This window comes from Streptomyces sp. NPDC094032, assembly GCF_040303965.1.
GTDB lineage: Bacteria > Actinomycetota > Actinomycetes > Streptomycetales > Streptomycetaceae > Streptomyces.
On sequence record NZ_JBEOUE010000006.1, the window covers coordinates 67,077 to 91,190 of the forward strand.

24 protein-coding genes and 1 tRNA gene are annotated in these 24,114 nt (G+C 73.9%); 13 read left to right on the forward strand and 12 right to left on the reverse strand.

Going from position 1 to position 24,114, the window contains the following annotated elements; all coding sequences use genetic code 11:
- Window positions 1–69 precede the first annotated feature (69 nt).
- A complete protein-coding gene (locus ABTZ54_RS11375) occupies window positions 70–489 on the forward strand; it encodes a hypothetical protein (RefSeq protein WP_351660136.1) in 420 nt (139 codons plus the stop codon).
- Here the strand turns inward: ABTZ54_RS11375 and ABTZ54_RS11380 are convergent.
- The gene (locus ABTZ54_RS11380) at window positions 479–1,297 is read right to left on the reverse strand and encodes a helix-turn-helix domain-containing protein (RefSeq protein ID WP_351660138.1); all 819 of its coding nucleotides are present in this window, start codon (window positions 1,295–1,297) and stop codon (window positions 479–481) included. The two genes, ABTZ54_RS11375 and ABTZ54_RS11380, sit on opposite strands and share 11 nt — an antisense overlap.
- Window positions 1,298–1,385: 88 nt before the next feature.
- Between ABTZ54_RS11380 and ABTZ54_RS11385 the strand changes: the two genes are divergently transcribed.
- Together ABTZ54_RS11385 and ABTZ54_RS11390 are read left to right on the forward strand one after the other, a co-directional pair.
- Entirely contained in the window at window positions 1,386–1,688 is a 303-nt protein-coding gene (locus ABTZ54_RS11385) for a 4a-hydroxytetrahydrobiopterin dehydratase (RefSeq protein ID WP_351660141.1), read from the forward strand.
- 43 nt (window positions 1,689–1,731) lie between these two features.
- On the forward strand, window positions 1,732–2,568 hold the full coding sequence (locus tag ABTZ54_RS11390) for a class I SAM-dependent methyltransferase (RefSeq protein ID WP_351660837.1): 837 nt from the start codon (window positions 1,732–1,734) through the stop codon (window positions 2,566–2,568).
- Here ABTZ54_RS11390 and ABTZ54_RS11395 read toward each other — a convergent pair.
- A complete protein-coding gene (locus ABTZ54_RS11395; RefSeq protein WP_351660144.1) occupies window positions 2,528–3,376 on the reverse strand; it encodes a Rossmann-fold NAD(P)-binding domain-containing protein in 849 nt (282 codons plus the stop codon). The genes ABTZ54_RS11390 and ABTZ54_RS11395 overlap by 41 nt on opposite strands.
- Window positions 3,377–3,457: 81 nt before the next feature.
- Between ABTZ54_RS11395 and ABTZ54_RS11400 the strand changes: the two genes are divergently transcribed.
- Window positions 3,458–4,393: an AraC family transcriptional regulator gene (locus ABTZ54_RS11400; RefSeq protein ID WP_351660147.1), complete on the forward strand. Its 936-nt coding sequence runs from the start codon at window positions 3,458–3,460 to the stop codon at window positions 4,391–4,393.
- A gap of 77 nt (window positions 4,394–4,470) precedes the next feature.
- Entirely contained in the window at window positions 4,471–5,418 is a 948-nt protein-coding gene (locus tag ABTZ54_RS11405) for a class I SAM-dependent methyltransferase (protein WP_351660149.1), read from the forward strand.
- A 3-nt stretch (window positions 5,419–5,421) separates the two neighbouring features.
- Here ABTZ54_RS11405 and ABTZ54_RS11410 read toward each other — a convergent pair whose 3' ends face one another.
- From ABTZ54_RS11410 to ABTZ54_RS11440, 7 genes are all read right to left on the reverse strand, one after another.
- On the reverse strand, window positions 5,422–5,874 hold the full coding sequence (locus ABTZ54_RS11410) for an RICIN domain-containing protein (protein WP_351660152.1): 453 nt from the start codon (window positions 5,872–5,874) through the stop codon (window positions 5,422–5,424).
- A 3-nt stretch (window positions 5,875–5,877) separates the two neighbouring features.
- Window positions 5,878–6,672, reverse strand: coding sequence for an aldo/keto reductase (locus ABTZ54_RS11415; RefSeq protein WP_351660840.1), 795 nt, complete (start codon window positions 6,670–6,672; stop codon window positions 5,878–5,880).
- Between the two features lie 151 nt (window positions 6,673–6,823).
- A complete protein-coding gene (locus ABTZ54_RS11420) occupies window positions 6,824–7,600 on the reverse strand; it encodes an ABC transporter ATP-binding protein (RefSeq protein ID WP_502997229.1) in 777 nt (258 codons plus the stop codon).
- Window positions 7,597–10,275 carry an ABC transporter permease subunit gene (locus ABTZ54_RS11425; RefSeq protein WP_351660155.1) on the reverse strand — a complete coding sequence of 893 codons (2,679 nt, stop codon included), beginning with the start codon at window positions 10,273–10,275 and terminating at the stop codon, window positions 7,597–7,599. The genes ABTZ54_RS11420 and ABTZ54_RS11425 overlap by 4 nt, the downstream gene beginning before the upstream one ends.
- Window positions 10,276–10,287: 12 nt before the next feature.
- Window positions 10,288–11,556: an ABC transporter substrate-binding protein gene (locus tag ABTZ54_RS11430; RefSeq protein ID WP_351660158.1), complete on the reverse strand. Its 1,269-nt coding sequence runs from the start codon at window positions 11,554–11,556 to the stop codon at window positions 10,288–10,290.
- A gap of 138 nt (window positions 11,557–11,694) precedes the next feature.
- Entirely contained in the window at window positions 11,695–13,524 is a 1,830-nt protein-coding gene (locus ABTZ54_RS11435) for an AMP-dependent synthetase/ligase (protein WP_351660160.1), read from the reverse strand.
- Window positions 13,525–13,946: 422 nt separating this feature from the next.
- On the reverse strand, window positions 13,947–14,825 hold the full coding sequence (locus tag ABTZ54_RS11440) for a LysR substrate-binding domain-containing protein (RefSeq protein ID WP_502997230.1): 879 nt from the start codon (window positions 14,823–14,825) through the stop codon (window positions 13,947–13,949).
- Window positions 14,826–14,928: 103 nt separating this feature from the next.
- Here ABTZ54_RS11440 and ABTZ54_RS11445 point away from each other — a divergent pair, with 103 nt between their 5' ends.
- Genes ABTZ54_RS11445 through ABTZ54_RS11455 form a run of 3 tightly spaced genes read left to right on the forward strand, consistent with a single transcriptional unit; the run spans window position 14,929 to window position 17,064 of the window.
- Window positions 14,929–16,137: a bile acid:sodium symporter family protein gene (locus tag ABTZ54_RS11445; protein ID WP_351660162.1), complete on the forward strand. Its 1,209-nt coding sequence runs from the start codon at window positions 14,929–14,931 to the stop codon at window positions 16,135–16,137.
- A 25-nt stretch (window positions 16,138–16,162) separates the two neighbouring features.
- Window positions 16,163–16,684: an isochorismatase family protein gene (locus ABTZ54_RS11450; RefSeq protein ID WP_351660165.1), complete on the forward strand. Its 522-nt coding sequence runs from the start codon at window positions 16,163–16,165 to the stop codon at window positions 16,682–16,684.
- Window positions 16,681–17,064 carry a (2Fe-2S) ferredoxin domain-containing protein gene (locus ABTZ54_RS11455; RefSeq protein ID WP_351660168.1) on the forward strand — a complete coding sequence of 128 codons (384 nt, stop codon included), beginning with the start codon at window positions 16,681–16,683 and terminating at the stop codon, window positions 17,062–17,064. Before ABTZ54_RS11450 ends, ABTZ54_RS11455 begins: the two co-directional genes overlap by 4 nt.
- A 74-nt stretch (window positions 17,065–17,138) precedes the next feature.
- On the opposite strand, the gene fdhD is transcribed toward ABTZ54_RS11455, so the two are convergent.
- Window positions 17,139–17,993: a formate dehydrogenase accessory sulfurtransferase FdhD gene (gene fdhD / locus ABTZ54_RS11460; RefSeq protein WP_351660171.1), complete on the reverse strand. Its 855-nt coding sequence runs from the start codon at window positions 17,991–17,993 to the stop codon at window positions 17,139–17,141.
- Window positions 17,994–18,177: 184 nt separating this feature from the next.
- Between fdhD and ABTZ54_RS11465 the strand changes: the two genes are divergently transcribed.
- The 3 genes from ABTZ54_RS11465 (at window position 18,178) to ABTZ54_RS11475 (ending at window position 20,631) form a co-directional block, all read left to right on the forward strand.
- Window positions 18,178–19,122, forward strand: a complete 945-nt coding sequence (locus tag ABTZ54_RS11465) for a beta-ketoacyl-ACP synthase III (RefSeq protein ID WP_351660174.1) — start codon at window positions 18,178–18,180, stop codon at window positions 19,120–19,122.
- A gap of 150 nt (window positions 19,123–19,272) precedes the next feature.
- The gene (locus tag ABTZ54_RS11470) at window positions 19,273–19,878 is read left to right on the forward strand and encodes a hypothetical protein (RefSeq protein WP_351660177.1); all 606 of its coding nucleotides are present in this window, start codon (window positions 19,273–19,275) and stop codon (window positions 19,876–19,878) included.
- A 99-nt stretch (window positions 19,879–19,977) separates the two neighbouring features.
- The gene (locus tag ABTZ54_RS11475) at window positions 19,978–20,631 is read left to right on the forward strand and encodes a class F sortase (protein ID WP_351660183.1); all 654 of its coding nucleotides are present in this window, start codon (window positions 19,978–19,980) and stop codon (window positions 20,629–20,631) included.
- 150 nt (window positions 20,632–20,781) lie between these two features.
- Here ABTZ54_RS11475 and ABTZ54_RS11480 read toward each other — a convergent pair whose 3' ends face one another.
- A complete protein-coding gene (locus tag ABTZ54_RS11480) occupies window positions 20,782–22,101 on the reverse strand; it encodes a DUF2254 domain-containing protein (protein ID WP_351660186.1) in 1,320 nt (439 codons plus the stop codon).
- Between the two features lie 123 nt (window positions 22,102–22,224).
- Between ABTZ54_RS11480 and ABTZ54_RS11485 the strand changes: the two genes are divergently transcribed.
- Together ABTZ54_RS11485 and ABTZ54_RS11490 are read left to right on the forward strand one after the other, a co-directional pair.
- Entirely contained in the window at window positions 22,225–22,695 is a 471-nt protein-coding gene (locus tag ABTZ54_RS11485; protein ID WP_351660189.1) for a hypothetical protein, read from the forward strand.
- Window positions 22,696–22,784: 89 nt separating this feature from the next.
- Window positions 22,785–22,872: transfer RNA gene (locus tag ABTZ54_RS11490), tRNA-Leu, on the forward strand.
- Window positions 22,873–22,960: 88 nt separating this feature from the next.
- On the opposite strand, the gene ABTZ54_RS11495 is transcribed toward ABTZ54_RS11490, so the two are convergent.
- The gene (locus ABTZ54_RS11495) at window positions 22,961–24,007 is read right to left on the reverse strand and encodes a tyrosine-type recombinase/integrase (protein WP_351660192.1); all 1,047 of its coding nucleotides are present in this window, start codon (window positions 24,005–24,007) and stop codon (window positions 22,961–22,963) included.
- Between the last annotated feature and the right edge of the window lie 107 nt (window positions 24,008–24,114).

Consider the following 24,114-nt stretch of genomic DNA (forward strand, 5'->3'; position numbering starts at 1 on the left):
GGGCGGCGCACTCCGCCCGGGCACCGGCCCCGATCCCGTAGAAACTGCCCTCCAGGAGCGTGATCCGCCATGTCCCAGGCCCTGCTCGCCGGTCTCTCCCGCACCACCAAGCCGCGGTCCATGGTGCGCCGGTTCCTCGCCCTCGACGCCGTCGTCACCGGCGGCAACGGGCTCGCCTACCTCGCCGCCTCCGGGCCCCTGGGCGAACTCCTCGGAGTGAGCCGCGGCCTGCTGCTCGGGCTCGGGGCCTTCCTCACCGTGTACGCGGCCGGCGTGGCCCTGCTGGCGAGCCGCCCGCAGCCGCCCGTCCTCGGCGTCAAGGCGGTCGTCGACGCCAACCTGCTGTGGGCGGCGCTCAGCGTCGTCGCCCTCGTCGGCTGGCTGGAGCCCAGCACCGCGGGCGCCGTCTGGACCCTGCTCCAGGCGGGCACCGTGGCCGGTTTCGCCGCCCTCCAGTGGGGCGCGCTGCGGGCCGCCGCTACTTCTTGAGGGACTGGAGGTAGGCGACCGTCTCCGGGTCGGCCGGGAGGAAGGTCTCGATGGCCAGCTCGGCGACGGTCACGTCCAGCGGCGTGTTGAACGTCGAGATCGACGACACGAACGACAGCACCCGCCCGTCGTGCTCGATCCGCAGCGGCAGCGCGAAGTACGGGTACGGCTCCAGGTCCTCCCCGTCCGCCCGGTCCGCCGGATCCCCGGACCCCTCCGGCAGCGGATAGGCCGCCACCTCCTCGTACAGCGCGCGCAGCGACTCCGAGCGGGCGAGGCCGATCTGACGCTCCATCTGGGCGAGCAGATGCCCCCGCCACTCCCGCAGATTGCGGATGCGCGGGGCGAGACCCTCCGGATGCAGGGTGATCCGCATGGCGTTCAGCGGCGGGGTCAGCAGATGCTCCGGCAGCCCCTCAAGGAGCATCCCGATGCCCTGGTTGGCCGCCACCACCGTGTACGAGCCGTCCACGACGAGCGCCGGATACGGCTCATAGCCCTGGAGCAGCTGCCCGATGCCCTCGCGCAGCGTCTCCAGGAGCGGCGCGTCCAGCGTCGACTCGGTGAACCGGGGCGCGTAACCGGCCGCCAGGAGGAGGGCGTTGCGGTCCCGCACCGGCACCTCCAGGTGCTCGGCGAGCCGCAGCACCATCTCCTCGCTCGGCCGTGAACGGCCCGTCTCGACGAAGGAGATGTGCCGCGCGGACGAGTCGGCCCGCAGCGCCAGCTCCAGCTGGCTCAGCCGCCGCCGCTCGCGCCAGCCGCGCAGCAGCGGACCCACACCCGTGTCGGTCGCGACAGTCGTCATGCTCAGACGGTATCCCAGAGGATGACCCGGGTACCTTCTCCCCGGTGGCCGCCCGGCCCACCGCAGGACCCGACCGGAGGGAGCACACGTGCCCACACAGCCGTTGTCGCAGAAGGAGATCGAGGACCGCCTGCGGGAGCTCCCCGGCTGGTCCCTCGACGGTGACCGCATCACCCGCACCTACCGGCTCGCCGACCACTTCGCCGCGACCGCCCTCGTCGTCCACGTGGCCTCGATCCAGCAGGAGCTCGACCACCACAGCGATCTGACGCTCGGTTACAACAGCGTCGCCCTGTCCGTGAACACCCACACCGTCGGCGGCGTCACCGACAAGGACTTCACGCTCGCCGACCGCGTCGAGGCCGTGGCACCCGGACACGGCGCGCGCTGACCCCGCGTCCCCCTCCCCGTACGATCACCGCATGGGGGAGACGATGCTCGACTACGAGGCCGAGGCCGCGCGCTACGACGAGACCCGCGGCGGGGTGCCCCGGGCGGAGGCCGCCGCGGCCGCCGTGCTGCGGCTGCTGCCGCCCGGCGCCCGCACCCTCGTCGACCTCGCCTGCGGCACCGGCCTCGTCACCGAACGCCTCACCCGGCCGGGCTCCGCCGGCCCCGCCGTGTACGGGATCGACGCCGCGCACGCGATGCTGCGCGCCGCCGCCGACCGCCTCCCGGGCCGCGTGGTGCGCGCCGACGCCCGCCGCCTCCCGCTGCCGGACGGCTCCGTCGACGCGGTCAGTGCCGTCTGGCTGCTGCACCTCGTGCCCTTCGCCCCGGAGATCGTCGCCGAGGCGGCCCGGGTGCTGCGCCCCGGCGGTGTCCTCCTCGTCACCGTCGACAAGGACCTCGCGCACGACGTCGGCAGCGACATCGACGCGCTGCTGCGCCCGCACCGCGCCCCCGACGCGGGCTCCGACCGCGCGGCCCTCGTCACCGCGTACGCCGCCGCCCACGGGCTGACCCCCGCGCCCGGCACGTCCTTCACCGGCCGCGGCCAGGGCGCCACCCCGCGCGGCACCGCCGAGAAGCTGCGGCGCGGCTACTACGCCTCCTGGTTCCGGGGCACCCCCGCGACCGTGGACCGGCTCACGAAGGACCTCGCCGCCCTGCCGTACCAGGACCGCCCCCGCGCCGAACCCGCCTACCGGCTGGCCCGGTTCGTGAAGGGCGCCGAGGGCGGGGCCTGGCGCGGAGCCGCCGCCCGCCCGTGCGTCACGCCCCCGTGCGTCACGCCTCCGCGCCGAACGCCCGCTCCGCGTACGCCGTGAAGTCCCTCGGCTCGCGGCCCAGGACCCGCTTCACCCCGTCCGTCACCGACGCGTTGTGCCCGTCGAGCAGCGTCGCGAACAGACCGGCCAGCCAGACCGCCTCCGGCTCCGGAAGGCCGAACCCGCCCAGCAGGCCCGCGAATTCGGCCTCGCTCATCGGCACGTACACGACCTCGTGCCCGGCCGCCCGGGAGAGCTCCCCGGCCACCTCGGCGAAGGTCAGCACCCGGGGGCCCGTCACCTCGTGCACCAGACCCGCGTGCCCGTCCTGGAGCAGGGTCGCCACGATCACCTCCGCGAGGTCGTCCGCGTCGATGAACGGCTCGCCCGTGTCGCCCGCAGGGAACGCGATAGTCCCGGCCGCGACGCCCTCCGCGAGCAGCCCCTCGTCGAAGTTCTGCGCGAAGAACGCGGCCCGGACCACGGTGAGTTCGACCCCCGTCGCCCGCAGCGCCTCCTCGGCCGCCACCGCCTCCGGCTCGCCCCGGCCGGACAGCAGCGTCACCCGCCGCACCCCGTGCGCGAGCGCCAGCTCACCGAAGCCCCGTACCGCCTCCACCGCGCCGGGCGCGGCGAGATCGGGGTAGTAGTTGACGTACGCGGCGTCCGCGCCGTCCAGGGCCGGACCCCACGTGGCCGGGTCCTCCCAGTCGAAACGGGTGGCGCCCGCCCGCGATCCCGCCCGCACCCGCGCGCCGTGCTCCGCGAGGACCCGCGCCACCCGGCGCCCGGTCTTCCCGGTCGCGCCCGTCACGAGGACCGTCGAGCTGTTCGTGTCATTCGTCGTCTGCTGCGTCGTGTTCGTCATGGCTCCACCCTCGCGGCCCGGCCGCCGCGATCCCATGCTCCACCGGCTCACGCGCATACGCGTCCGTCTACGCTGGCCGTCATGGACGCACTCGCCGGCCTTCTCGACGGGCCGCGGGCCCAGGGCGCCTTCATCCTGCGCATGGTCATGGACCCGCCCTGGTCCGTACGGATCGAGGACCGGGCCCCGCTCTGCCTGATGTGCGTCACCGCCGGCGAGGCCTGGATCGTGCCGGAGCACGGCGCGCCCGTCCTGCTGCGGCCCGGGGACATCGCCGTCGTCCGCGGCCCCGATCCGTACACCGTCGCCCACGCCCCCGACGCGCCGCCGACCGCCGTCGTCGGGCCCGGCGGCCAGTGCGCCACCCTGAGCGGCGAGCCGCTCGCCGAGGCGATGAGCCTGGGCGTACGCACCTGGGGCAACGCCCCCGACGGCGGCACCAGCGTGCTCGTGGGCACCTACCAACTGGCCGGGGAGGTCAGCCGACGGCTCATGGACGCGCTGCCCGCGCTGCTCCACCTGCCGGCCGAGGTGTGGGACTGCCCGCTCATGCCCTTCCTGGAGGACGAGATCTCCCGCGACGAGCCCGGCCAGAGCGTCGTCCTCGACCGGGTCCTCGACCTGCTCCTGATCGCCGCCGTCCGCGCCTGGTTCTCCCGGCCCGGCGCCGAGGCGCCCGCCTGGTACCGGGCGATGGGCGACCCCGTCGTCGGGCGCGCGCTGCGGCTGCTCCAGGGGGACCCGGCGCACCCCTGGACCGTCGCCGCGCTCGCCGAGAAGGCGGGGGTGTCGCGGGCCGCGCTCGCCCGGCGCTTCGCCGAACTGGTGGGGGAGCCGCCGATGGCGTACCTCACCGGCTGGCGGATCGCGCGCGCCGCCGACCTGCTGCGGCAGAGCGACGCCACCGTCGAGTCCGTCGCCCGCCAGGTCGGCTACAGCAGCGCCTTCGCGCTGAGCGCCGCCTTCAAGCGGGTGCGCGGGGTGAGCCCGCAGGAGCACCGCGGCGGACGGAGCTGACCGGCCCGACGGTCCCGCTCCTTGCCGAAACAGCAAGTTGTCTCGCGCTTCCGGCAGTGACGGCGCACGCTGTCCCCATGAGCGACAACGACCTCCACGACGGACACGGCCACGGTCACGGCACGGGCCACGGCAAGGGCGAAGGCCACGGCAAGGGCCACGGCCACCACCACGACCACACCCACCTCGACTGGGCCGAGCTCGCCCCGCTCCTCACCGTGCAGGCCGAGACCGCGAGCCCCCTCTACACCGAGGCCGCCGCCTGGCTGGCCGCCCTCGCCCCCGCCGCCCGGGTCCGCAGGGTGCTGGACTTCGGCAGCGGTCCCGGCGTCGTCACCGCGCTGCTCGCCGAGGCCTTCCCGGAGGCGGAGGTCGTCGCCGTCGACGCGACCCCCGAACTCCTCGCCCTCGCCCGGGAGCGCGCCGAGGCCCGCGGGCTCGGCGACCGGGTCACCACCCTGCGCGCCGAACTCCCCGAGGACTTCGACGCCCTGGGCACCGCCGACCTGATCTGGGCCAGCCACTCCCTGCACCACATAGGCGACCAGCAGGCCGCGCTCACCTCGTTCGCCAAGGTGCTGAACCCCGGCGGGATCATCGCCCTCGCCGAGGGCGGGCTGCCCGCCCGGCACCTGCCGTGGAACGCCGGCGTCGGGCGCCCGGGTCTGGAGGCCCGGATCGACGCGGCCGCCGCCGAGTGGTTCGGCGAGATGCGGGCCTCGCTGCCCGACGCCAAGGACGAGATCGACGACTGGAACGGGCTGCTCACCGGCGCCGGGCTCACCCCGAGCGGCACCCGCAGCTTCCTGTCCGACGTACCGGCGCCGCTGTCGGCGGAGGTACGGGGACAGATAGTCGCCCATTACGAGCGGCAGCGCGACGGCCTGGCCGGGAGCCTCGCGGCCGACGACCGCGCGGCCCTCGACCGGCTCCTCGACCCGGCCGACCCGCTCTCGCTGCACCGCCGCCCGGACCTGTTCCTGCTCACCGCCCGTACGGTCCACACGGCACGCAAGGCGGGCTGAGGCTCAGGAGGACACCGGCTCCAGGCGCCACCACTGCGCGGGGGAGTCGGTGTCCTCCCACTGCCGGACGTCCGCGCCGTCCTCCGTGGAGCCGTCCGCGACCTCCAGGAGCAGCCCGCTGACGAAGCTGACCAGCGCGACCGTGCCGGGCGACTGGAGGTCCTCCTCGATGGTCCACTCCTGGGCGCCGAAGTTGTTCGGCTTCCACTGCTGGATCCCGGCGCCGTTCTCGGTCGAGGCGCCCTTCACGTCGAGGCGCTTGCCGCCCGCCACGTTCACCAGGTGGTAGAGCCCGCCGCCGTTCGGGACCGGCGCGATGTGCCACTGCTGGCCGGGGGTGCCCCGGTCGACGGCCTGCCGCACCGGGGCCCCGCTGCGCGTCGACCCCTCGAACACCTCCAGAAGGAGCCCGCTGGCCACGTTCCGTACCCGGTAGACCCCCTCCGTGACCTGCATGGATCAGGCTCCGACGTGGAACTCGGCCGGGTCGGGGCCAAGGCGGCGGCCCTCGTCGAGCGCGGCGAGACCCGCCAGGTCCTCGGCGTCGAGCTCGAAGTCGAAGACGGCGATGTTCTCGCGGATACGGGACGGGGTCACCGACTTCGGGATGACCAGGTTGCCGATCTGGATGTGCCAGCGCAGCACGATCTGCGCCGGGGTGCGCGCGTGCTTGCGGGCGATGGCCACGATCGCCGGGACGTCGAGCAGCCCCCGGCCCGAGCCGAGCGGCGACCAGGCCTCGGTCGCGATGCCGTGCCGCTCGTGCACCTCGCGGGCGGCCGCCTGCTGGAGCTGCGGGTGCAGCTCGATCTGGTTGACCGCGGGCACCACCGAGGTCTCGCCGATCAGGCGCTCCAGGTGCTCGGGGTGGAAGTTCGACACGCCGATGGCCCGGGCGCGCCCGTCGGCCAGGATCTTCTCGAAGGCGCGGTACGTGTCGACGTACGCGCCCTTGTTCGGCACCGGCCAGTGGATGAGGTACAGGTCGACGAAGTCCAGGCCCAGCTTGGCGAGGGAGTCGTCGAAGGCGCGCAGGGTCGCGTCGTAGCCCTGCTCGCTGTTCCAGAGCTTCGTGGTGACGAAGAGCTCCTCGCGCGGGAGGCCCGAGGCGGCGACGGCCTTGCCGGTGCCGGTCTCGTTGCCGTAGATGGCGGCGGTGTCGATGGAGCGGTAGCCCGCCTCCAGGGCGGTGCCGACGGCCTGCTCGGCCTCCGCGTCCGGCACCTGCCACACGCCGAAGCCGAGCTGCGGCATCCGCACGCCGTTGTTGAGGGTGAGGAAGGGGACCTTGCTGTCCGTGCTCACGAGCGGTCGATCCTTACGTCGTCGTCCGGCCACTGCCGGTGTCGGCCATTGCTTGTCTCAGCCATTGCTGGTGTCAGCTTCAACGATCAGCGTGCCGATCTCATTCCGCCGTGCCGGGGGACCGGTCCTCCGCCGTCCCCAGATACGCCGCCCGCACCCTCGGGTCCGCCCGCACCCGCTCCGCCGGGCCCTCGGCCAGGACCCGGCCGAGGTCGAGCACCACGACCCGGGCGCACAGCTCCATCACGAAGGAGACATGGTGCTCGACCAGCAGCACCGCGCATCCCTCCTCCTCCGCCATGTACCGCACCACGGCGGCGAGCTGCCCGCGTTCCTCGGCCGACATGCCGGAGGCCGGCTCGTCCAGCAGGAGCAGCCGCGGCGGGTCGGCCAGCGCCCGGGCCAGCTCCACCATCCGGGCCTGGCCGACGGGCAGCGCGCCCGCGTACGTGCCCGCGAGCGCGTCGAGCCCGCAGGAGCGCAGCACCTGGGCGGCCCGCGACCGGCGGGCCGCGACGGGGCCCCGCCGCCACTCCTGGGCGACGACCAGGTTGTCCGTCACCGTCAGCTGGCCGAAGAGCTGCTGGCGCTGGAAGGTGCGCCGCACCCCGTGCCGGGCGCGCCACACGGGGGAGCGGCGCGAGACGTCCGTACCGTCCAGGAGGACCCGGCCGCGGTCCGGCCTGCGGATGCCCGACACCACGTCGAACAGGGTCGTCTTCCCCGCGCCGTTGGGCCCGATGAGGCCGCAGATCTCACCGGACCGTACGGAGACGTCGACGTCGTCGAGGGCCCGGACCCCGCCGAAGCGGACCCCGATGCCCCGGGCTTCGAGGAGGACGTCCCCGGTCATGTCCCGGGTCGTGTCCCCGGTCATGACCTGACCCCCGTTCCCAGGTAGGCGTCGGCGAGCCGGTCGGCGTCGGCCTCTTCGCGCGGCCCGCACCACACGATCCGGCCCTCCGCCAGGTAGGCCACGGTGTCCGCGAGGCCCAGCGCCTCGGCGGCCTTCTCCTCGACCAGCAGCAGCGCGGTGCCCCGCGCCCTGAGCTCGGCGAGCAGCTGGAACACCTCGTCGACGACCCGGGGCGCCAGCCCGAGGGACGGCTCGTCGGCGACGAGGACGGCGGGCGGGCGCTGGAGCAGCGGGGCGAGGGCGAGCAGTTGCTGTTCGCCGCCGGAGAGGGAGCCCGCCGGTACGCTGCGGCGTGCGGCGAGCGCGGGGAAGCGGGCGTAGACGGCCTCCCGGTCCCGGGCGTCGGGCAGCTGGAGCGCCAGGTTCTCCTCGATGGAGAGCCCCGCGAAGATGCCCCGCCCCTCGGGCGCGAGCCGCACCCCGCGCCGGGCCCGCGCGACCGCCGAGTCGCCGCGCGCCTCGGCCCCGTCGACCCGCACCGCGCCGTCCCGGGCCGTCAGGAGCCCGCCCGCGACCCGGCACAGGGTGGACTTGCCGGCGCCGTTGGCCCCGAGGACGGCGACGATCTCCCCGGGGCGTACGAGGAGGTCGACCCCGTGCAGCACGTCCGCGCCGCCGCCGTACCCGGCCCGTACCGAGGTGAGCTCCAGGGCCGCGGGACGGGGCGGCGCGAGGACGGCGGGCCCCGCCCCCGTGTCCGCCCGCGCGGCGGCCTTCGCCCGGCGGGCCGCCCAGCGGGCCGGGACGGCCGCCGCGTAGCCGTCCGGGTCGTTGGCGAGCGCCAGGCCCGCGAGGCCGAAGAGCACGACGGGCAGGTGGGCGGAGTCGGTCACGTACTGGGCGAGGAGCTGCGGGGCCACCGCGTAGACCAGGCCCGCGAGCACCGCGTACTGCGGTCGCCGCACGCCCGCGGCGACCACCACCGCGAGCCACACCAGACCCGTCATCGCCGGGAAGTCGGTCGCCGTGACACGCGTGTTGTACGAGGCGTAGAGCACCCCGCCGAAACCGGCGAGGCCCGCCGACACGGTGAACACCAGCAGCTTGGTGCGCACCACCGACACCCCCGAGGCCGCCGCCGCGGCGGGCGCCGAGCGGACCGCGAGCATCGCCCGGCCCCGCCGCGAGTTCCGCAGCCGGGTCAGCCCGGCCACGCCCGCCGCGCTCAGCAGGACGAGGACGACGCCCATCGCCCGGTCGTCGGACAGGTCGAGCGGCCCGAGGACGGGGCGGGGGATCTCCCAGCCGGTGTCGCCGTTGCGCAGCCACCCGAACTGGAAGAGGACCTGGTCGGCGAGGAAGGCCAGGGCCAGCGTCGCGAGCGCCAGCGAACGCCCGCCGAGGCGCAGCGCGGGCAGCGCCACGACCGCGCCGAGCAGCGCGGCCACCGCCGTGCCCGCGAGCGCCGCGGCGGCGAACGGCCAGCCGTGGCTCATCAGCAGCCCGGCCACGAGCGCCGCGCTCGTCACGAAGGTGGCCTGGGCGAGCGACACCATCGCGCCGAGCCCGGTCACCACCGCGAAGGACAGGAAGACCAGACCGATGGCCAGGCCCTGCGCGAGGATCCCGCTCCAGAACGGGGTGGTGACGGTGTAGAAGGCGGCGCACAGCAGCGCCCCGGCCAGCGCCCACGGCCCCCAGCGGCGCAGCGGCCCGAGCTCCGCGAGCCGGTCGTCGGGCGGCGGATCGGCGGCGGCGGTGCCCGCGGCCCGCTCCCGCCGGGCAAGGAGTACGAGCCCGGCGAACAGGATGAGGAACGGCACCGCCGTACGGAAGCCGGTCAGGCCCTCGGCGAAACTCGCGTACCCGGCGACCAGGTTCTGCACCACGCCCAGCGCGAGTCCGCCCGCGAAGGCGAGCGGCACGGAGGCGAAGCGGCCGAGGACCGCCGCCGTCGCCGAGACGAACAGGAAGAGGGTGTAGTCGTGCGCGGAGAGCCCGAGCAGCGGCGTCGCGAGCACCCCGGCGAGACCGGCGAGCCCCGACGACAGCATCCAGGCGACGGAGGAGAGCCGGTCGGCGTCGACGCCGCGCAGCTCGGCCAGGGAGCGGTTGTCGACGGCGGCCCGCAGCCGCAGCCCGAGCCGGGTGTGCCGCAGCAGCACCCACAGCCCGGCCGCCACCGCCGCCGTCACCACCCAGGTGATCAGCTGGTCGGAGTCCACGCCGACCCCGTCGATCCCGAGCCCCTCGAAGGGCTGCCAGGAGCCGGCCGGGCTGGGGCCGACGCCCGGAAGCCCGAACTGGTTCTCGGCGGGCCGGACCGGCGCCCCGGCCCGCTCCAGGAGCTCCACCGCCCACAGCCCGGCCGCCGGGAGCGCGACCAGCAGGCCGATCGTCGCCGTGATCTGCGCGGTCTCGCCGACCCGGGCCAGCTTGCGGAACATCAGCCGGTCCAGCGCCCAGCCGAGACCGGGCGCCACACCGAGGACCAGCAGCAGGGCCGTCGGCACGGCGGGCCAGCCGAGGCCGGAGTGGAGCTCGTAGAAGGCGAGCGCGCACAGGTACGCCGTCGCGCCGTGCGCGAAGTTGAAGAGACCGGAGGCGGCGGAGGAGAGCACGAGACCGGTCGCGAGAAGGGCGTACAGCGCCCCGGAGACCAGACCGCTCAGCACGAAGCCAAGGAGGTCGCCCACGTGACCGCGCCCCTACCGGAAGGGGATCGGCGGGTAGCAGCGGAACGGCACGGCCACCTCGTACCGTCCGTTCGTCAGCCGCACAAGGGCGCCGCAGCCGAAGCTCTCCTTCTGGCCCTTGGGCTCGGCCCGGTCGCCGACCAGCGTGCCGGTGTCGGAGAAACCGGCCGCGGCCTTCTGGAAGGACTCGACGCCGAGGTCCCGGCCGGCCTTGGCGGCGATGGCGAGGAAGAGGTCGGCGCTCATGTACCCGGTGAGCATGTGCATGTTGAGGGGCACGTCCTTGCCCCCGGCCGCCTTCCTGATGTCCGCCTTGAACTGGCGCATCGCCGGGCTGTCGGACTCGAAGGGCTGGAACTGGAGCAGCACGACCACCCCGTCGAGGGCCTGCCGGGTGGCGTCCTTGGCGAGCAGCCCGGGGTCGTAGTCGGTCGGGTCGGAGAGCACGCCCTTGTACCCGGCCCGCTTGAGCGCGGTGAACAGACCGATGTTGTACGGGGTCTGCATGACCGACACCACGGCGTCCGGGGCCTTGCCGCCGGGCCCGGACCGCAGGATCTCCTTGGTGTACGCGGACCAGTCGCTCGGCAGCGAGGTGGCGGGCACGGCGGCCTTGGCGTAGGCGAGCTCGAATCCGGCGGCCTTGAAGCCCTGGGTGAAGGTGCGGATGCCGAAGCGGCCGGCGTCGCTGTCACCGGCGATCAGCGCGACCGAGCGGCCCTTCGCGCCGCCGAGGACGGTGGCGAGGCCCTCGGGCCAGGTCTGGTTGAGGGTGCCGCCGGGGGTGGGGACGAGGCAGCCGTTGAAGCCGTAGATGTGCTTCGGGCCGCAGAAGGAGGGCAGGGTGCCCCAGCCGACGGTCGGGACGGCCTGGGAATCGAGGAAGTCGGCGCCGGTGAAGGTCACCGAGCTCATCGGCGCGACGGCGAAGACCTGCTCCTGCTGGACCAGCTTGCGCGCGGCGGCGAGGTTGCGCGCGGGGTCCTGGCCGTCGTCCTCGGCGCCCAGGTACTCGATCCGGCGCCCGTTGACGCCGCCCTCGGCGTTGGCGCGGGCGTAGCGGGCCCGGGCGCCGAGGTCGGTGTCCTTCTTGGAGTAGCCGCTGGCGCTGGTCATGGAGACGATGCCGCCGACCTTGACCGCGTCGGCGGTCACTCCGCGTACCGTGCCCTGGGGACCGCCGGACGTCGTCGGGCCGCCGCCGGTGGAGGCGGAGTTGCAGGCGGTGGCGAGGAGCAGGGCCGCCGCCGCGAGGGCGAGGGTGCGGATCGGTCTGGACACGGTCGGTCGTCCCTCCGTCGGGTGACCGCATTCTGTGAGCGACCTGATGAACCGTCAATAACTGATGCAGCGTCAATTGGTGAAGGGGTGACGGCTTTCGGGGGGTGCGAGCGACGGGTTCCTGGGGAAAGTGGCGCCTCAGCCGTACAGCGCGTCGACCTCCCTCGCGTACGCGTTCTCGATCGCCTTCCGCTTCAGCTTCAGGGACGGCGTGAGCAGCCCGTGCTCCTCGCTGAACGGATGGGCCAGGATGCGGAAGGTGCGGATCGACTCCGCCTGCGACACCGCGGTGTTCGCCGTCACCACCGCCCGCCGTATCTCCGCCTCCAGGGCCGGGTCCCGCACCAGCTCCGCGGGCGGCAGCGGAGCCCGGTTCTGCATCGAGAGCCAGTGGTCCACCGCCTCCTGGTCCAGCGTCACCAGGGCGGCGACGTACGGCCGGTCGTTGCCGACGACGATGCACTGGGCCACCAGCGGATGGTTCCGCACCCGCTCCTCCAGACCGGCCGGGGCGACGCTCTTGCCGCCGGAGGTCACCAGGATCTCCTTCTTCCGCCCGGTGATCGTCAGATAGCCGTCCGCGTCGAGCACGCCCAGGTCCCCGGTGGCCAGCCAGCCGTCGTTCAGCACGGCGGCCGTCGCCCGGGGGTCGTTGAGATAGCCGGAGAACACCTGCCCGCCGTGCAGCCACACCTCGCCGTCCTCCGCGATGTGCACCGTCGTCCCCGGCACCGGCTGCCCCACGGTCCCGTACTTGGTGCGCTCCGGGGGGTTCGCCGTCGCCGCCGCCGAGGACTCCGTCAGGCCGTACCCCTCGAAGACCGAGACCCCCGCGCCCTCGAAGAAGAGGCCGAGCCGCCGGTCCATGCCCGAGCCGCCCGACATCGCGTGCCGCAGCCGGCCGCCGAGCGCGTCGCGGACCTTCCCGTACACCGTCTTCTCGAAGAACTGGTGCTGCATCCGCAGCGCCGCCGAAGGACCCGGGCCGATCCCGAAGGCCTTGTGCTCCAGCGCCTCCGCGTAGCGGACCGCCACCTCCACGGCCTTGTCGAACGGGCCCCGCTTCCCCTCCGCGTCCGCCCGGCGCCGCGCGGCGTTGAAGACCTTCTCGAAGACGTACGGCACGGCCAGGACGAAGCTGGGCCGGAAGGCGGCCAGGTCGGGCAGGAGCTCGGCGGCGGCCATCACCGGCTGGTGGCCCAGCTTCACCGCGCCCCGGACCGCCGCCACCTCCACCATCCGCCCGAAGACGTGCGCGAGCGGCAGGAAGAGCAGCGTGGACGCGGCGTCCCCCGGGCGGGAGCCGAAGACCGGCTCCCAGCGGCCGATCAGCATGTCCGTCTCGAACATGAAGTTCGCGTGGGTGATCACGCAGCCCTTGGGGCGGCCGGTCGTCCCCGAGGTGTAGATGACCGTCGCCACCGAGTCCGGAGTCACCGCCCGCCGGTGCCGGTGCACCACGTCCTCGTCGATCTCGGCGCCCGCCTCGACCAGCTCGGCGACCGCGCCGCGGCCCGCGTCGAGCTGCCACAGGCGCTGGAGCCGGGGCAGCCGGTCGATCACCGAACCGATCGTCATCGCGTGGTCCTCGTGCTCCACCACGCACGCCGTGACCTCGGCGTCGTGCAGCATCCAGAAGACCTGCTCGGCGGAGGAGGTCGGATAGACCGGCACGGGCTGCGCGCCCAGCGTCCACAGCGCGAAGTCGAAGAGCGTCCACTCGTACCGGGTCCGCGACATGATCGCGACCCGGTCGCCGAAGCGCACCCCGTGCGCGATGAGCCCCTTGGCGAGGGCCAGCACCTCGTCGCGGAAGGCGGTGGCGGTGACATCCCGCCACAGCCCCTCGACGTCCTTGCGGCCGAGCGCGACCCTGTCCGGGTCCCGCGCGGCATGTTCGAACACGGCGTCCGCCAGACCGCCGACCTGAGGCGCCGCCTCGACGGGCGGCACGGTGAACTCGCGCACTGACCTGCTCCTCGCCCGCTCGATGTCGCGATCCGTACGGCGCCGGTGACGGTACCCCACGGCGCTCACGGGCGGGAGGGCCTTCACCAAGCCGCGACCTTGACCGTATCCACAGGTCAGGCCCGGGAAACCGGGCAAGTGGAAGCGACCGGGGCCCCGTTGGGTGACCGCCGGTAAGCCGCGCGGGGCGGAATCTCCACGGAATCTGTACGGAGCGCTCACCGGGCCACCCGGTGTGGACGGGGCGGGGGGAGCGCAAGGGGGGTGTCGGCCGTTCTGGGAGGGGGCGCGGGCGGGGTGCCGGCGGGGCTTCGAGGGGGCGGCCTCGGACCGCTCCCGGGTTCCTTTCCCGGGTTCCTTGCCACGTTTTTCGGACAGGCTCGGCCGCGAGCCGCCCCGTACGCCGTGCCCCCGGTCCGTCCTCAGCGCGGCCGGTGGAGCCGGTCGCCGCCCGCCAGGATCGCGGTGGCCAGGGCGTCCGCCGCGTCCTGGGTCGCGCCGCCCCGGCGGCCCTTGCGCAGCACGAAGTCGACCGCGCCGAGCTCGGGAAGTCCGGCCCGGGCCGGGACCTCGACCAGGCCCGGCGGGAGCAGGCCGCGGGTGTGCGCCATCACTCCGAGCCCGGCGCGGGCCGCTGCCACGTTCGCGCTCAGGCTCGTACTCGTGCACGCGATCCGCCACGGCCGCCCCTGCTCCCGCAGGGCCTCCAGGGCGCGGGCCCGGGTGATCCCGGGCGGCGGGAAGACGATCAGCGGCACCGGCCGCTCCGGATCGAGCCGCAGCCGCGGCGAACCGATCCACACCAGCACGTCCTGCCAGACCAGCTCCCCGCCGGTCTCGTCGCCCCGCCGCTTGGCCAGGATCAGATCGAGCCGCCCGGCCGCCAGCCGTGCCTGGAGCGTGCCGGAGAGCTCCACGGTGAGCTCCAGGTCGACCTCGGGGTGCTCGCGGCGGAAGGCCTCCAGGATCTCCGGCAGGCGGGTCGTCACGAAGTCCTCCGAGGCCCCGAAGCGCAGCCGCCCGCGCAGCCGGGTCCCGGTGAAGAAGGCCGCCGCCCGCTCGTGCGCCTCCAGGATCGCGCGGGCGAAACCGAGCATGGCCTCGCCGTCCTCGGTCAGCTCCACGCCGTGGGTGTCCCGGACGAAGAGCGGGCGGCCGGTCGCCTCCTCCAGGCGCCGCACGTGCTGGCTCACGGTCGACTGACGCAGCCCGAGCCGCCGGGCGGCCTGCGTGAAGCTCAGGGTCTGCGCGACCGCGAGGAAGGTGCGCAGCTGCGTGGGCTCGTACACGGTCACGGTCACCCGCCGACCGTACCGCGCGAGCCGTCGGTCATCACGTTTCGTGATGACAGTCAGTGTGCTGTACGGGATTCCCGATCGCGCGGCGGTCCACCAGGATGGACGCATGAGTTCCCACCCGCCCCGTACGTCCCGCAGGCCCCTGCTGCCCTCCTGGCTGCCGGTCGACCCGTACATACTGGCGCTGCTCGGCACCGTCGGCCTGGCCGCGCTGCTGCCCGCCTCCGGGACGGCGGCGACGGTGGCGGAGGGCGCCTCGAAGGCGGCGGTGGCGCTGCTGTTCTTCCTCTACGGGGCGCGCCTGTCGACCCGCGAGGCGCTGGAGGGGCTGAAGCACTGGCGGCTCCATGTCACCGTTCTGGCCTGCACCTTCGTCCTCTTCCCGCTGCTCGGGCTCGCGGCGCGCGGGCTCGTGCCGACGCTGCTGACGCCGTCGCTGTACGGCGGCCTCCTCTTCCTCTGCCTGGTGCCGTCCACCATCCAGTCCTCCATCGCGTTCACGTCGATCGCGCGCGGCAACGTGCCCGCCGCGATCTGCGCGGGCTCCTTCTCGTCCCTCGCCGGCATCGTCCTCACCCCCCTCCTCGCCGCGGCCCTGCTCGGCAACGGCGCGGGCGGCTTCTCCGCGGACGGGCTGGTGAAGATCGTGCTCCAGCTGCTCGTGCCCTTCCTGGCGGGACAGCTGCTGCGCCGCTGGGTGGGCGGCTTCCTGGTCCGGAACAAGAAGGTGCTCGGATACGTCGACCGGGGCTCGATCCTGCTCGTCGTCTATACGGCCTTCAGCGCGGGCATGACCCAGGGCGTCTGGCGCCTGGTCACCCCGGCCCGGCTCGGGGCGCTGGTGGCGGTGGAGGCGGTGCTGCTCGCCGTGATGCTCGCGGCGACCTGGTACGGGGCGAAGCGGCTCGGCTTCGGGCGGGAGGACCGGATCGCGATCCAGTTCGCGGGCTCCAAGAAGAGCCTGGCGGCGGGCCTCCCGATGGCGAGCGTGCTGTTCGGCGCCCAGGCCTCGCTCGCGGTGCTGCCGCTGATGCTCTTCCACCAGATGCAGCTGATGGTCTGCGCGGTGATCGCGAAGCGACGCTCGCGGGATCGGGATACGGAGGAGAGGGCCACGGGGCACGGGGTGGTCGGCGGCACGGGTCACGGGGCGGCGGCCACCGACCGCGCGGCGACCAGCCCGGGCCACGGAGCGGCCGCCACGGGCCACGCGGCAACCGTCACCGACCACGCGGCGACCGGCCCGGACCACGCCACCACCGCCACCCCCGCCGACCCCGTTGGCGGGATCACATCCCCGGCCGCCCCGCGATGATCATCGGGGCCGCTACGGTGCTCCCATGCCCGCACTCGATCCCGGCCGCACCGCGCTCGTTCTCGTCGACCTGATGGAACGCATCGTCGCGCTGCCCCTCGCCCCCCACACCGGCACCGACGTCCTGGCCGCGGCCGACCGCCTCGCCCACGGCTTCCGTGCCGCGGGCGCGCCCGTCGTCCACATCCGCGTCGAACGGCCGGGCGTCGAGAACCAGCCGCCCGGCAGCGGCCTCGTCGCCGAACTCGTCCACGCGGGCGACCCCGTGGTCGTCAAGCGCACCATCGGCGGGTTCCACGACACCGGCCTGCACGAGCTGCTCGCCGGACACGGCGTCTCCACCCTCGTGTTCGGCGGCATCGCCACCAACCTCGGCGTCGAGTCCACCGCCCGCGCCGCCGCCGACCTCGGCTACGACCTCGTCTTCGCCGAGGACGCCATGACCGCCCTCACCGCCGACGAGCACCGCGCCTCCGTCCAGCTCGACTTCCCCCGCCTCGGCACGGTCGCCCCCACCGCCGCGATCACCCTGGACGGCCCCGCGTGAGCCGGGTGCCGATACGGTACGGAGCCCGCCCCTGCTCGCTCGTCGTCTGCCGCGGCTGCTGCTGCGGCGACGCCCGCAAGAACCCCGGCATGGACCACGCCGGCCAGCTCACCCGCCTCCGCGAGGCCGCCGCGGCCTCCGGCGGCCGGCTGGTCGTCCGCACCAGCGACTGCCTCGGCCCCTGCGCCCAGGCCAACGTCCTCGTCGTCCAGCCCTCCACCGAGGGCCGCCGCCGCGGCGGCCGGGCCGCGTGGATCGGCTGGAGCGCCGACCAGGACTGCCTCGACGAGATACTCGCCTGGACCGAGGCCGGCGGCCCCGGCGTCGTACCGCCCCCGGACACCCTGCGACTCCAGATGATCGACCCGCCCAAGAACTGACCCAGAGTGATCGGTCAGGCTCCCTCCGCAACACGACGCGAAGGGCCACCGGGACCCCCTGAGCGTGCCCCGCCTCAGACCCCGCCCGAGGGCGCGGGCGCGTCCAGCGCGATCCGGTGCTCACCCGCGTACACGTTCATGTTCTCCCCGCGCAGGAAGCCCACCAGCGTCAGACCCGTCTCCGTCGCCAGGTCCACCGCGAGGGAGGACGGCGCCGAGACCGCCGCGAGGAACGGGATGCCCGCCATCACCGCCTTCTGCGCCAGCTCGAACGACGCCCGCCCCGACACCAGCAGGACCGCGCGCTCCAGCGGCAGCAGGCCCTCGCGGAGGGCGCGGCCGACCAGCTTGTCCACCGCGTTGTGCCGGCCCACGTCCTCCCGTACGTCCAGCAGCTCGCCGTCCTCCGAGAACAGCGCCGCCGCGTGCAGGCCGCCGGTCCGGTCGAAGACGCGCTGGGCCGCGCGCAGCCGGTCGGGGAGGGCGGCCAGGAGGGCCGGGGTCAGGCGCAGCGGGGGAGTGTCGGCGAGGGGGAAGCGGGCCGTGGTGCGCACCGCGTCCAGGCTGGCCTTGCCGCACAGGCCGCACGACGAGGTCGTGTAGACGTTCCGCTCCAGGGTGATGTCCGGGACCGGCACGCCGGGCGCGAGCTGCACGTCCACCACGTTGTACGTGTTGGAGCCGTCGTCCTTCGCCCCGGCGCAGTACACGATGTTCCGCACGTCCGACGCGGCGGCCAGCACCCCCTCGCTGACCAGGAAGCCCGCCGCGAGCGCGAAGTCGTCGCCCGGCGTGCGCATGGTGATGGCCAGCGGCCGGCCGTTCAGCCGGATCTCCAGCGGCTCCTCCGCCACCAGGGTGTCCGGCCGCTCGTTCACCGCCCCGCCCCGTATGCGCACGACACGCCGTCGCTCGGTGACCCGTCCCATCGCCTGCACCCGATTCCGTCCGTGCGGTGAGCCCCGTGGGGCCTGACCGGCCCATTCTCCTCTTGTCATGGTCGGACAGGCACTTCGGGTGAATCTTGGTGGTTTACGTGACCTGTTACCCATCAGTCGCTCACGAGACTGGGTGGTCCTGCCGGACGAACGAACCACCGAGGGGGTCCCGGGTATGACGGGCACTCGAATCGCCGCGCTCGGGCACTACCAGCCCGCCAAGGTGCTCACCAACGACGACCTGGCCGCTCTCGTCGACACCAGCGACGACTGGATCACGAGCCGGGTCGGTATCCGTACCCGGCACGTCGCCGGACCGGAGGAGCCGGTCGACGAGCTCGCCGCGCACGCCGGCGGCAAGGCGCTCGCCGCCGCCGGCCTCACCGCCGGCGACATCGACCTGGTCCTGGTCGCCACCTCCACCGCCATCGACCGCTCGCCGAACACCGCGGCCCGCGTGGCCGCCCGGCTCGGCATGGCCTCGCCCGCCACCATGGACCTCAACGTGGTCTGTGCCGGCTTCACCCACGCGCTGGCCACCGCCGACCACGCCGTACGGGCCGGGGCCGCCCGCCGCGCCCTGGTCATCGGCGCGGACAAGATGACCGACGTCACCGACTGGACCGACCGCACCACCTGCGTGCTGGTCGGCGACGGCGCGGGCGCGGCGGTCGTCGAGGCCACCGAGACGGACACCGGCGCCATCGGCCCCGTCCTGTGGGGCTCGGTCCCCGAGATGGGCCACGCCGTCCGCATCGAGGGCACCCCGCCGCGCTTCGCGCAGGAGGGCCAGTCCGTCTACCGCTGGGCCACCCAGCAGCTCCCCGCCCTCGCCCGCCAGGCCTGCGAGCGCTCCGGCGTCACCCCCGAGGAGCTCGCCGGCGTGGTGCTGCACCAGGCCAACCTGCGGATCGTCGAGCCGCTCGCCGCGAAGATCGGCGCCGTCAACGCCGTCGTCGCCCGCGATGTCGTCGACTCGGGCAACACCTCCGCCGCCTCCGTACCGCTGGCCCTGTCCAAGCTGGTCGAGCGCGGCGCGCTGGAGTCCGGCGCGCCGGTCCTGCTCTTCGGCTTCGGCGGCAATCTCTCGTACGCCGGGCAGGTCGTCCGCATCCCGTGACGCGGCGGTGCCCGCCCCGGTGCTCCGTTCGGCGGAGACCGGTGGCGGGGCACCGGGGGCGCGCCTAGCTTCGATCGCGGCGGGGGTCTTTCGACGGCCCGTCCGCGGAACCCTCCGCGGTCCGCCCCTCGCGTGATCTGGAGGACCGCCATGCGTGCGATACGCGTCGCTTCCGCAGCCCTGTGCGCCGCCCCGGCCCTCGCTCTGGCCGCGCCCGCGGCCCTGGCGGAGGACGGCGGCGTTCCCCACGACGGCACCGGGCACGGCATCACGTCCTTCGGCTTCTCCGTCACGCCCCGGACGGTCGCGCCCGGCGGCACCGTCACCCTCAAGGCCGACGGCTGCGAGGTGCCCTCGGTGACCGTCGAGTCCGGGATCTTCGACACGGTCACCCTCACCGAGGGGCGCCAGGGCACCGCCACCGTCGACTTCGACGCCAAGGCGGGCACCGAGTACGAGGTCACCTTCGTCTGCAAGGGCGAACGCGGCACCGTCAAGCTCACCGTCTCCGGCGCCGGGGGCCATGAGAGCGGCGGATACGAGAGCGGCGGTCGCGAGAACGCCGGTCACGACAGCGGCGGCACCACCGGGTCCCCGACCGGCGCCCACAAGGGCGTCAAGGCGGGCTTCGGCACCGCCGCGGGCGGCTCCGGCGGCATCGGCGCCGCCGAGGCGGTCACCGGCGGGGTGCTCGTCGTGGGCGCGCTCGGCGCCGCCGTCGTGCTGATGCGCCGCCGCGACGCCTCCGGCACGTGAGCCGGGCCTGAGGGGCACCCGAAACAGCCCCTCCGCCCCGGTGTGACGAGGTCCGGGGCGGAGGGGCGCCAGGTACGAGGAGAGGGCGAGGACGGGCCGGTGCAGGGGTCGAACGGGCCGGGACGGCGCGGCGCCTGGGGCGTCGTCGCCGTCGTCCTCCTGGTGGGCGTGCACCTCCTGCGCGGCGGCGCGGACGAGCTGCGCGCCGAGGGGCCCCCGCAGCCACGGGCGGCCGCCGCCCCCGAAGCCGCCGGGACCGTCCCCGTGGCCGCCCCCGGCCCGCTGCCCGCCTCGGCGCCGGTACGGGTCCGGGTGCCGTCCGTCCGTATCGACGCGCCGGTCGCGCGGGTGGGCCTGGACGCCGACGGCTGGATCGAGGCCCCGGCCCCGGACCGGCCCGCGCTGACCGGCTGGTTCACCGGCGCCGTCACCCCCGGCGAACGCGGCACGGCCGTCGTCGTCGGGCACGTCGACACCCCGGAGGGCCGAGGTGTCTTCTACGACCTCGGCGCCGTCGCCAAGGGCCGGAGCGTCGAGATCGCCCGCGCGGACGGGCGTACCGCCGTCTTCACGGTGTACGGGACCGAGGCCGTCCCCAGGGACGGCTTCCCCGCCGCCCGCGTCTACGGCTCCACGGGCCGGCCGGAGCTGCGTCTGATCACCTGCGGCGGGCCGTACGAGCGGGACGGCGGCTACACGGCCAACGTGGTCGTCTCGGCCCGGCTGACCGAGATCCGCGCCGCCGCCCGCTGAGGCCGACCCCGCCCGGCCGACCTGACGGACTTCCGGAACGGGCTGGACCCGCGCCGGGCGGTCGTCGATGTTGGCTCCACGGAGCCGGCGTCGGGGGGCGTCGGGCTCCCCCCTTGGCTCCCCCTGGCACCCGTGCGGGCGCGGGACCGCTCAGCCGATGCCCTGCCGGTCCGGCTCCAGGGCGAAGGCCCGGTCCGCCGCCTCCGGCACGGTGCGCTCCACCAGCTGGACCAGCAGCGTGCGGTGGCGCAGCAGGGGCTCCGCGCGCTCGGGAGGCACCCTCGCCAGCAGGTCGTCGATGCCCGCGAGCATCCGCCGGGAGACCTGCGGGCTGTCCGCCGAGCAGCCACGGATCTCGGCGAAGCCCAGGTCCACCAGGTCGGTCCACTCGGGCCCGTCCTGCACGAGCCGGACCGCCCCGCTGCCCTGCCGCCCCTCCCGGAACTCCACCGCGCCCAGCGGCCGGGCGGCCAGCGCGGACAGGAACTGGACGATCCGGTCCAGGCACTGCACGGCCGTCGTCGGGTCGTTGACGGCGGGGGACAGGGCTCGCAGCGCGATGTCCGAGAGCTGCCGCAGGCCGAAGCCGAGGTCCTGGTGGAAGGTCCGCTCGATGCCCACCGACACGGCGCCCGCCACCCGGCGCGGCACCGTCCCGCCGTACACGGCCAGGATCGGCGTGCCCGGCACCACGAAGTCCCCGATGCGCGGCAGCAGCTTCAGCACCACCCCGTGCCGCCGCGCCGCCGCCACCAGGAGCACCACGTTCACGTCCCGCAGCACACCGGCGCGGCCCCGGTGCAGCAGTTCGCCGGTCGGCTCCCCGAGCTCCAGGGCCTCCGCCGCGTACGCCGGGGTCTTCTCGATCACCCGGAACGCCTCCCAGGTGATCCGGTCGACCACGTGCCCCACTCGCATCAGCCGCAGCGTCGAGTTCACGTACGCCACGAAGAGCAGCAGGCTCAGGCCCACCATCACCAGCGTCAGGATCGACTGCACCAGGGGCACCGTCGTCATCAGCCGGGGGTCGGTCTCGCTCTCGTACGAGGTCAGCACCAGCAGCGACAGCAGGAAGGTGGAGAGGAAGACGGAGAAGGTCGCCTTGGTGATGCGGCTCCTGATGAAGATCCGCACGATCCGGGGGCTGAACTGGCCGCTCGCCATCTGCACCGCGACCAGGGAGATCGAGAAGACGACACCGATGAAGGTCATCATCGCCGAGCTGATCGTCGTCACGATCGTCTTCGCGTCGTCGGCGACCCCGGCGAGGTCCGCGACCACGTCGTACTCGCCGGCCTCCTGGAGCGTCCGGACGATCGTCGTGTCGAGCGAGGCGCAGCCCCACCACAGCAGGGAGATCAGGACCATCGACGCGACGGGCGCGAACCAGAAGGTGTCCCGCAGATGCTCGCGCAGCGGCGAGAGCATCCGGGGTCTGCGGTAGGGGACGGAGACAGTAGGTCGGCTCATCCGGGGCAGGGTAGGCGCCCGGATCCCCTAGGGAGCGGCGACGCCCCGTGCGCCCCCGGTCGTACCCGGAACGGTCCTCCGGACGTACGAGACCCGGCCGCGGCCGCCCCGACGATGGAACACATGAACCGCACCCCCCTCGCCCTCGCCCTCGCCACCGCCGGCACCCTCGCCGCCCTCGCCTTCACCGGAGCCGTCGCCGTCCCCGCCGTCGCCGACTGGTGGGACGGCCGCCACGAGGCGTACGACGCGTACCCGACCGGCGCCGCAGCCAAGGCCGACCGGGCCTCGGTCCCGCGCTGGCTACCGGACGACGCGGGCTCGGTGGAGTACGCGATGAAGACCACCGGCGGCGCCCGAGCCCTGAAGGCCGCCCTCCCGTCCCCCACGCCCCCCGCCCCCTGCACGCCCCTCCCCGCAGACACCACCCTCCCCGCCCCCGCCCTGACCCCCGACTGGTTCCCGGAGAACGCCCCCGAGAAGGCCACCACCCGCTGCGGCCTCTACTACGCGTACATGGACGGCCACACCCTGTACGCCTGGCAGGACGACCAGGACTGGATCAAGGACAACAAGGCCCCCGCACCCCACTGACCACGGAAAACACTGGTGAAAGCCACCCCGAACCCCTGGTAGAGTTGTCCATGTCGCCGCGGGGAACACCACCGAGCGACAAACACCCGGTCCGGGTGGCGGAATGGCAGACGCGCTAGCTTGAGGTGCTAGTGCCCTTTATCGGGCGTGGGGGTTCAAGTCCCCCCTCGGACACCAGCAGAGACCCCAGTCCATCTGGGGTTTTTTGCATTTCTGGGCTGTGGCGTGACCAACCACGCGACCAACGGCCCAGCGAATCCCCAGGTCAGACCAGCGACGACAGGCCGAGTCGGCCCGCACCGGAGGCGGCCAGTCGGCGCGCTCCGTCCTTACGTGAGTGCCCGTACCGGGCCATGGTGTAGCCCGGCGAGTGGTGCCGGACGTTGGCGGAGACCTCGACGGGGTTCTCCCCTGCCTCCAGGTCGTTCGTGACCTTGCTGTGCCGCCAGTCGTGAATCCGGAAGTCCTCGGGCAGGTGCAGCCGGTTCCGCAGAGTGCGCCACCGTGCCGAGACCTTCTCGGGGTCCTGTGGGCCCCCGGCCTCACCCCGGTACAGCTTGAAGCCGTCCCGTGCGAACACCAGGTCGTGATCGACCCACGCGGAGCCGAGTCGTTGCCGCTCGGCGTCCTGGCGCTGCTTCTGCCACTTGAGGACGTTCATCACGGACTGATCCACATAGATGACGGCGTTGTCGTCGCCGTCCTTGGTCAGCTTCCGCAGCCGGTAGGTGTTGCCCTCCTCGACCACGACCCAGCCCAGTTCGATGGCCCCCTCGTCCCAGCGGATAAGGGACCACTTCATGCCCAGGGCCTCACTGCGCCGGACGCCGGTGGCCGCGTACACGGTCCACAGGGGAGCGTCCCGGAGGCAGTGATGCGTCAGGCCCCCGTCACAGGCCCGGTTGTCGCACGGCTCCCACACCGCCCCCAGGAACCGGCCCGTCTGCCCGTCGTCCAGGGTCGGGTACTTCTGCTCCTGAGCGCGGATCTGGCGGGCCGTCGGCGGGTGCGCCGTCGCGGCCGGGTTGGCGGGTATCAACTTGGGCACCGCCGCACCGAGAGCGCCGGACAGGATGTTGTGGACGTGCCGGACCGACTTGGCCCCCAGGGGCTTGCCCTTGTTCGTGGGACACGGGGCTGTCTCTAGCAGCCGGTACAGATCGTCCAGGGTGTCATCCGTGACTTCGCACAGCTTCACGCCGCCGATGTGCGGCTTGATGTGCAGACGGATCTTCGTCTCGTATCCGGCCACGGTCGTCCCCTCCTTCCTGTGGTTCGCCAGCCACTTGTCCAGCCAGTCACCCAACTTCATGTCCGAGCGAGAAGCGACCTTGCCCGCCTCGTGGTCGTTGTGCTACTGCCGTAGGGCCTTCTCCGCTGCGGTCTTGTTCTTGAACTCCCGGCCTATCCAGTAGCGGT

Excerpts from the sequence above, each read along its gene's own strand:
- ABTZ54_RS11375 (WP_351660136.1), top strand. The coding sequence starts at position 70 with ATGTCCCAGGCCCTGCTCGCCGGTCTCTCCCGCACCACCAAGCCGCGG.
- ABTZ54_RS11380 (WP_351660138.1), bottom strand. The coding sequence starts at position 1,297 with ATGACGACTGTCGCGACCGACACGGGTGTGGGTCCGCTGCTGCGCGGC.
- ABTZ54_RS11390 (WP_351660837.1), top strand. The coding sequence starts at position 1,732 with ATGCTCGACTACGAGGCCGAGGCCGCGCGCTACGACGAGACCCGCGGC.
- ABTZ54_RS11395 (WP_351660144.1), bottom strand. The coding sequence starts at position 3,376 with ATGACGAACACGACGCAGCAGACGACGAATGACACGAACAGCTCGACG.
- ABTZ54_RS11400 (WP_351660147.1), top strand. The coding sequence starts at position 3,458 with ATGGACGCACTCGCCGGCCTTCTCGACGGGCCGCGGGCCCAGGGCGCC.
- ABTZ54_RS11405 (WP_351660149.1), top strand. The coding sequence starts at position 4,471 with ATGAGCGACAACGACCTCCACGACGGACACGGCCACGGTCACGGCACG.
- ABTZ54_RS11410 (WP_351660152.1), bottom strand. The coding sequence starts at position 5,874 with ATGCAGGTCACGGAGGGGGTCTACCGGGTACGGAACGTGGCCAGCGGG.
- ABTZ54_RS11415 (WP_351660840.1), bottom strand. The coding sequence starts at position 6,672 with ATGCCGCAGCTCGGCTTCGGCGTGTGGCAGGTGCCGGACGCGGAGGCC.
- ABTZ54_RS11420 (WP_502997229.1), bottom strand. The coding sequence starts at position 7,600 with ATGACCGGGGACACGACCCGGGACATGACCGGGGACGTCCTCCTCGAA.
- ABTZ54_RS11445 (WP_351660162.1), top strand. The coding sequence starts at position 14,929 with ATGAGTTCCCACCCGCCCCGTACGTCCCGCAGGCCCCTGCTGCCCTCC.
- ABTZ54_RS11450 (WP_351660165.1), top strand. The coding sequence starts at position 16,163 with ATGCCCGCACTCGATCCCGGCCGCACCGCGCTCGTTCTCGTCGACCTG.
- fdhD (WP_351660171.1), bottom strand. The coding sequence starts at position 17,993 with ATGGGACGGGTCACCGAGCGACGGCGTGTCGTGCGCATACGGGGCGGG.
- ABTZ54_RS11465 (WP_351660174.1), top strand. The coding sequence starts at position 18,178 with ATGACGGGCACTCGAATCGCCGCGCTCGGGCACTACCAGCCCGCCAAG.
- ABTZ54_RS11470 (WP_351660177.1), top strand. The coding sequence starts at position 19,273 with ATGCGTGCGATACGCGTCGCTTCCGCAGCCCTGTGCGCCGCCCCGGCC.
- ABTZ54_RS11480 (WP_351660186.1), bottom strand. The coding sequence starts at position 22,101 with ATGAGCCGACCTACTGTCTCCGTCCCCTACCGCAGACCCCGGATGCTC.
- ABTZ54_RS11485 (WP_351660189.1), top strand. The coding sequence starts at position 22,225 with ATGAACCGCACCCCCCTCGCCCTCGCCCTCGCCACCGCCGGCACCCTC.
- ABTZ54_RS11495 (WP_351660192.1), bottom strand. The coding sequence starts at position 24,007 with ATGAAGTTGGGTGACTGGCTGGACAAGTGGCTGGCGAACCACAGGAAG.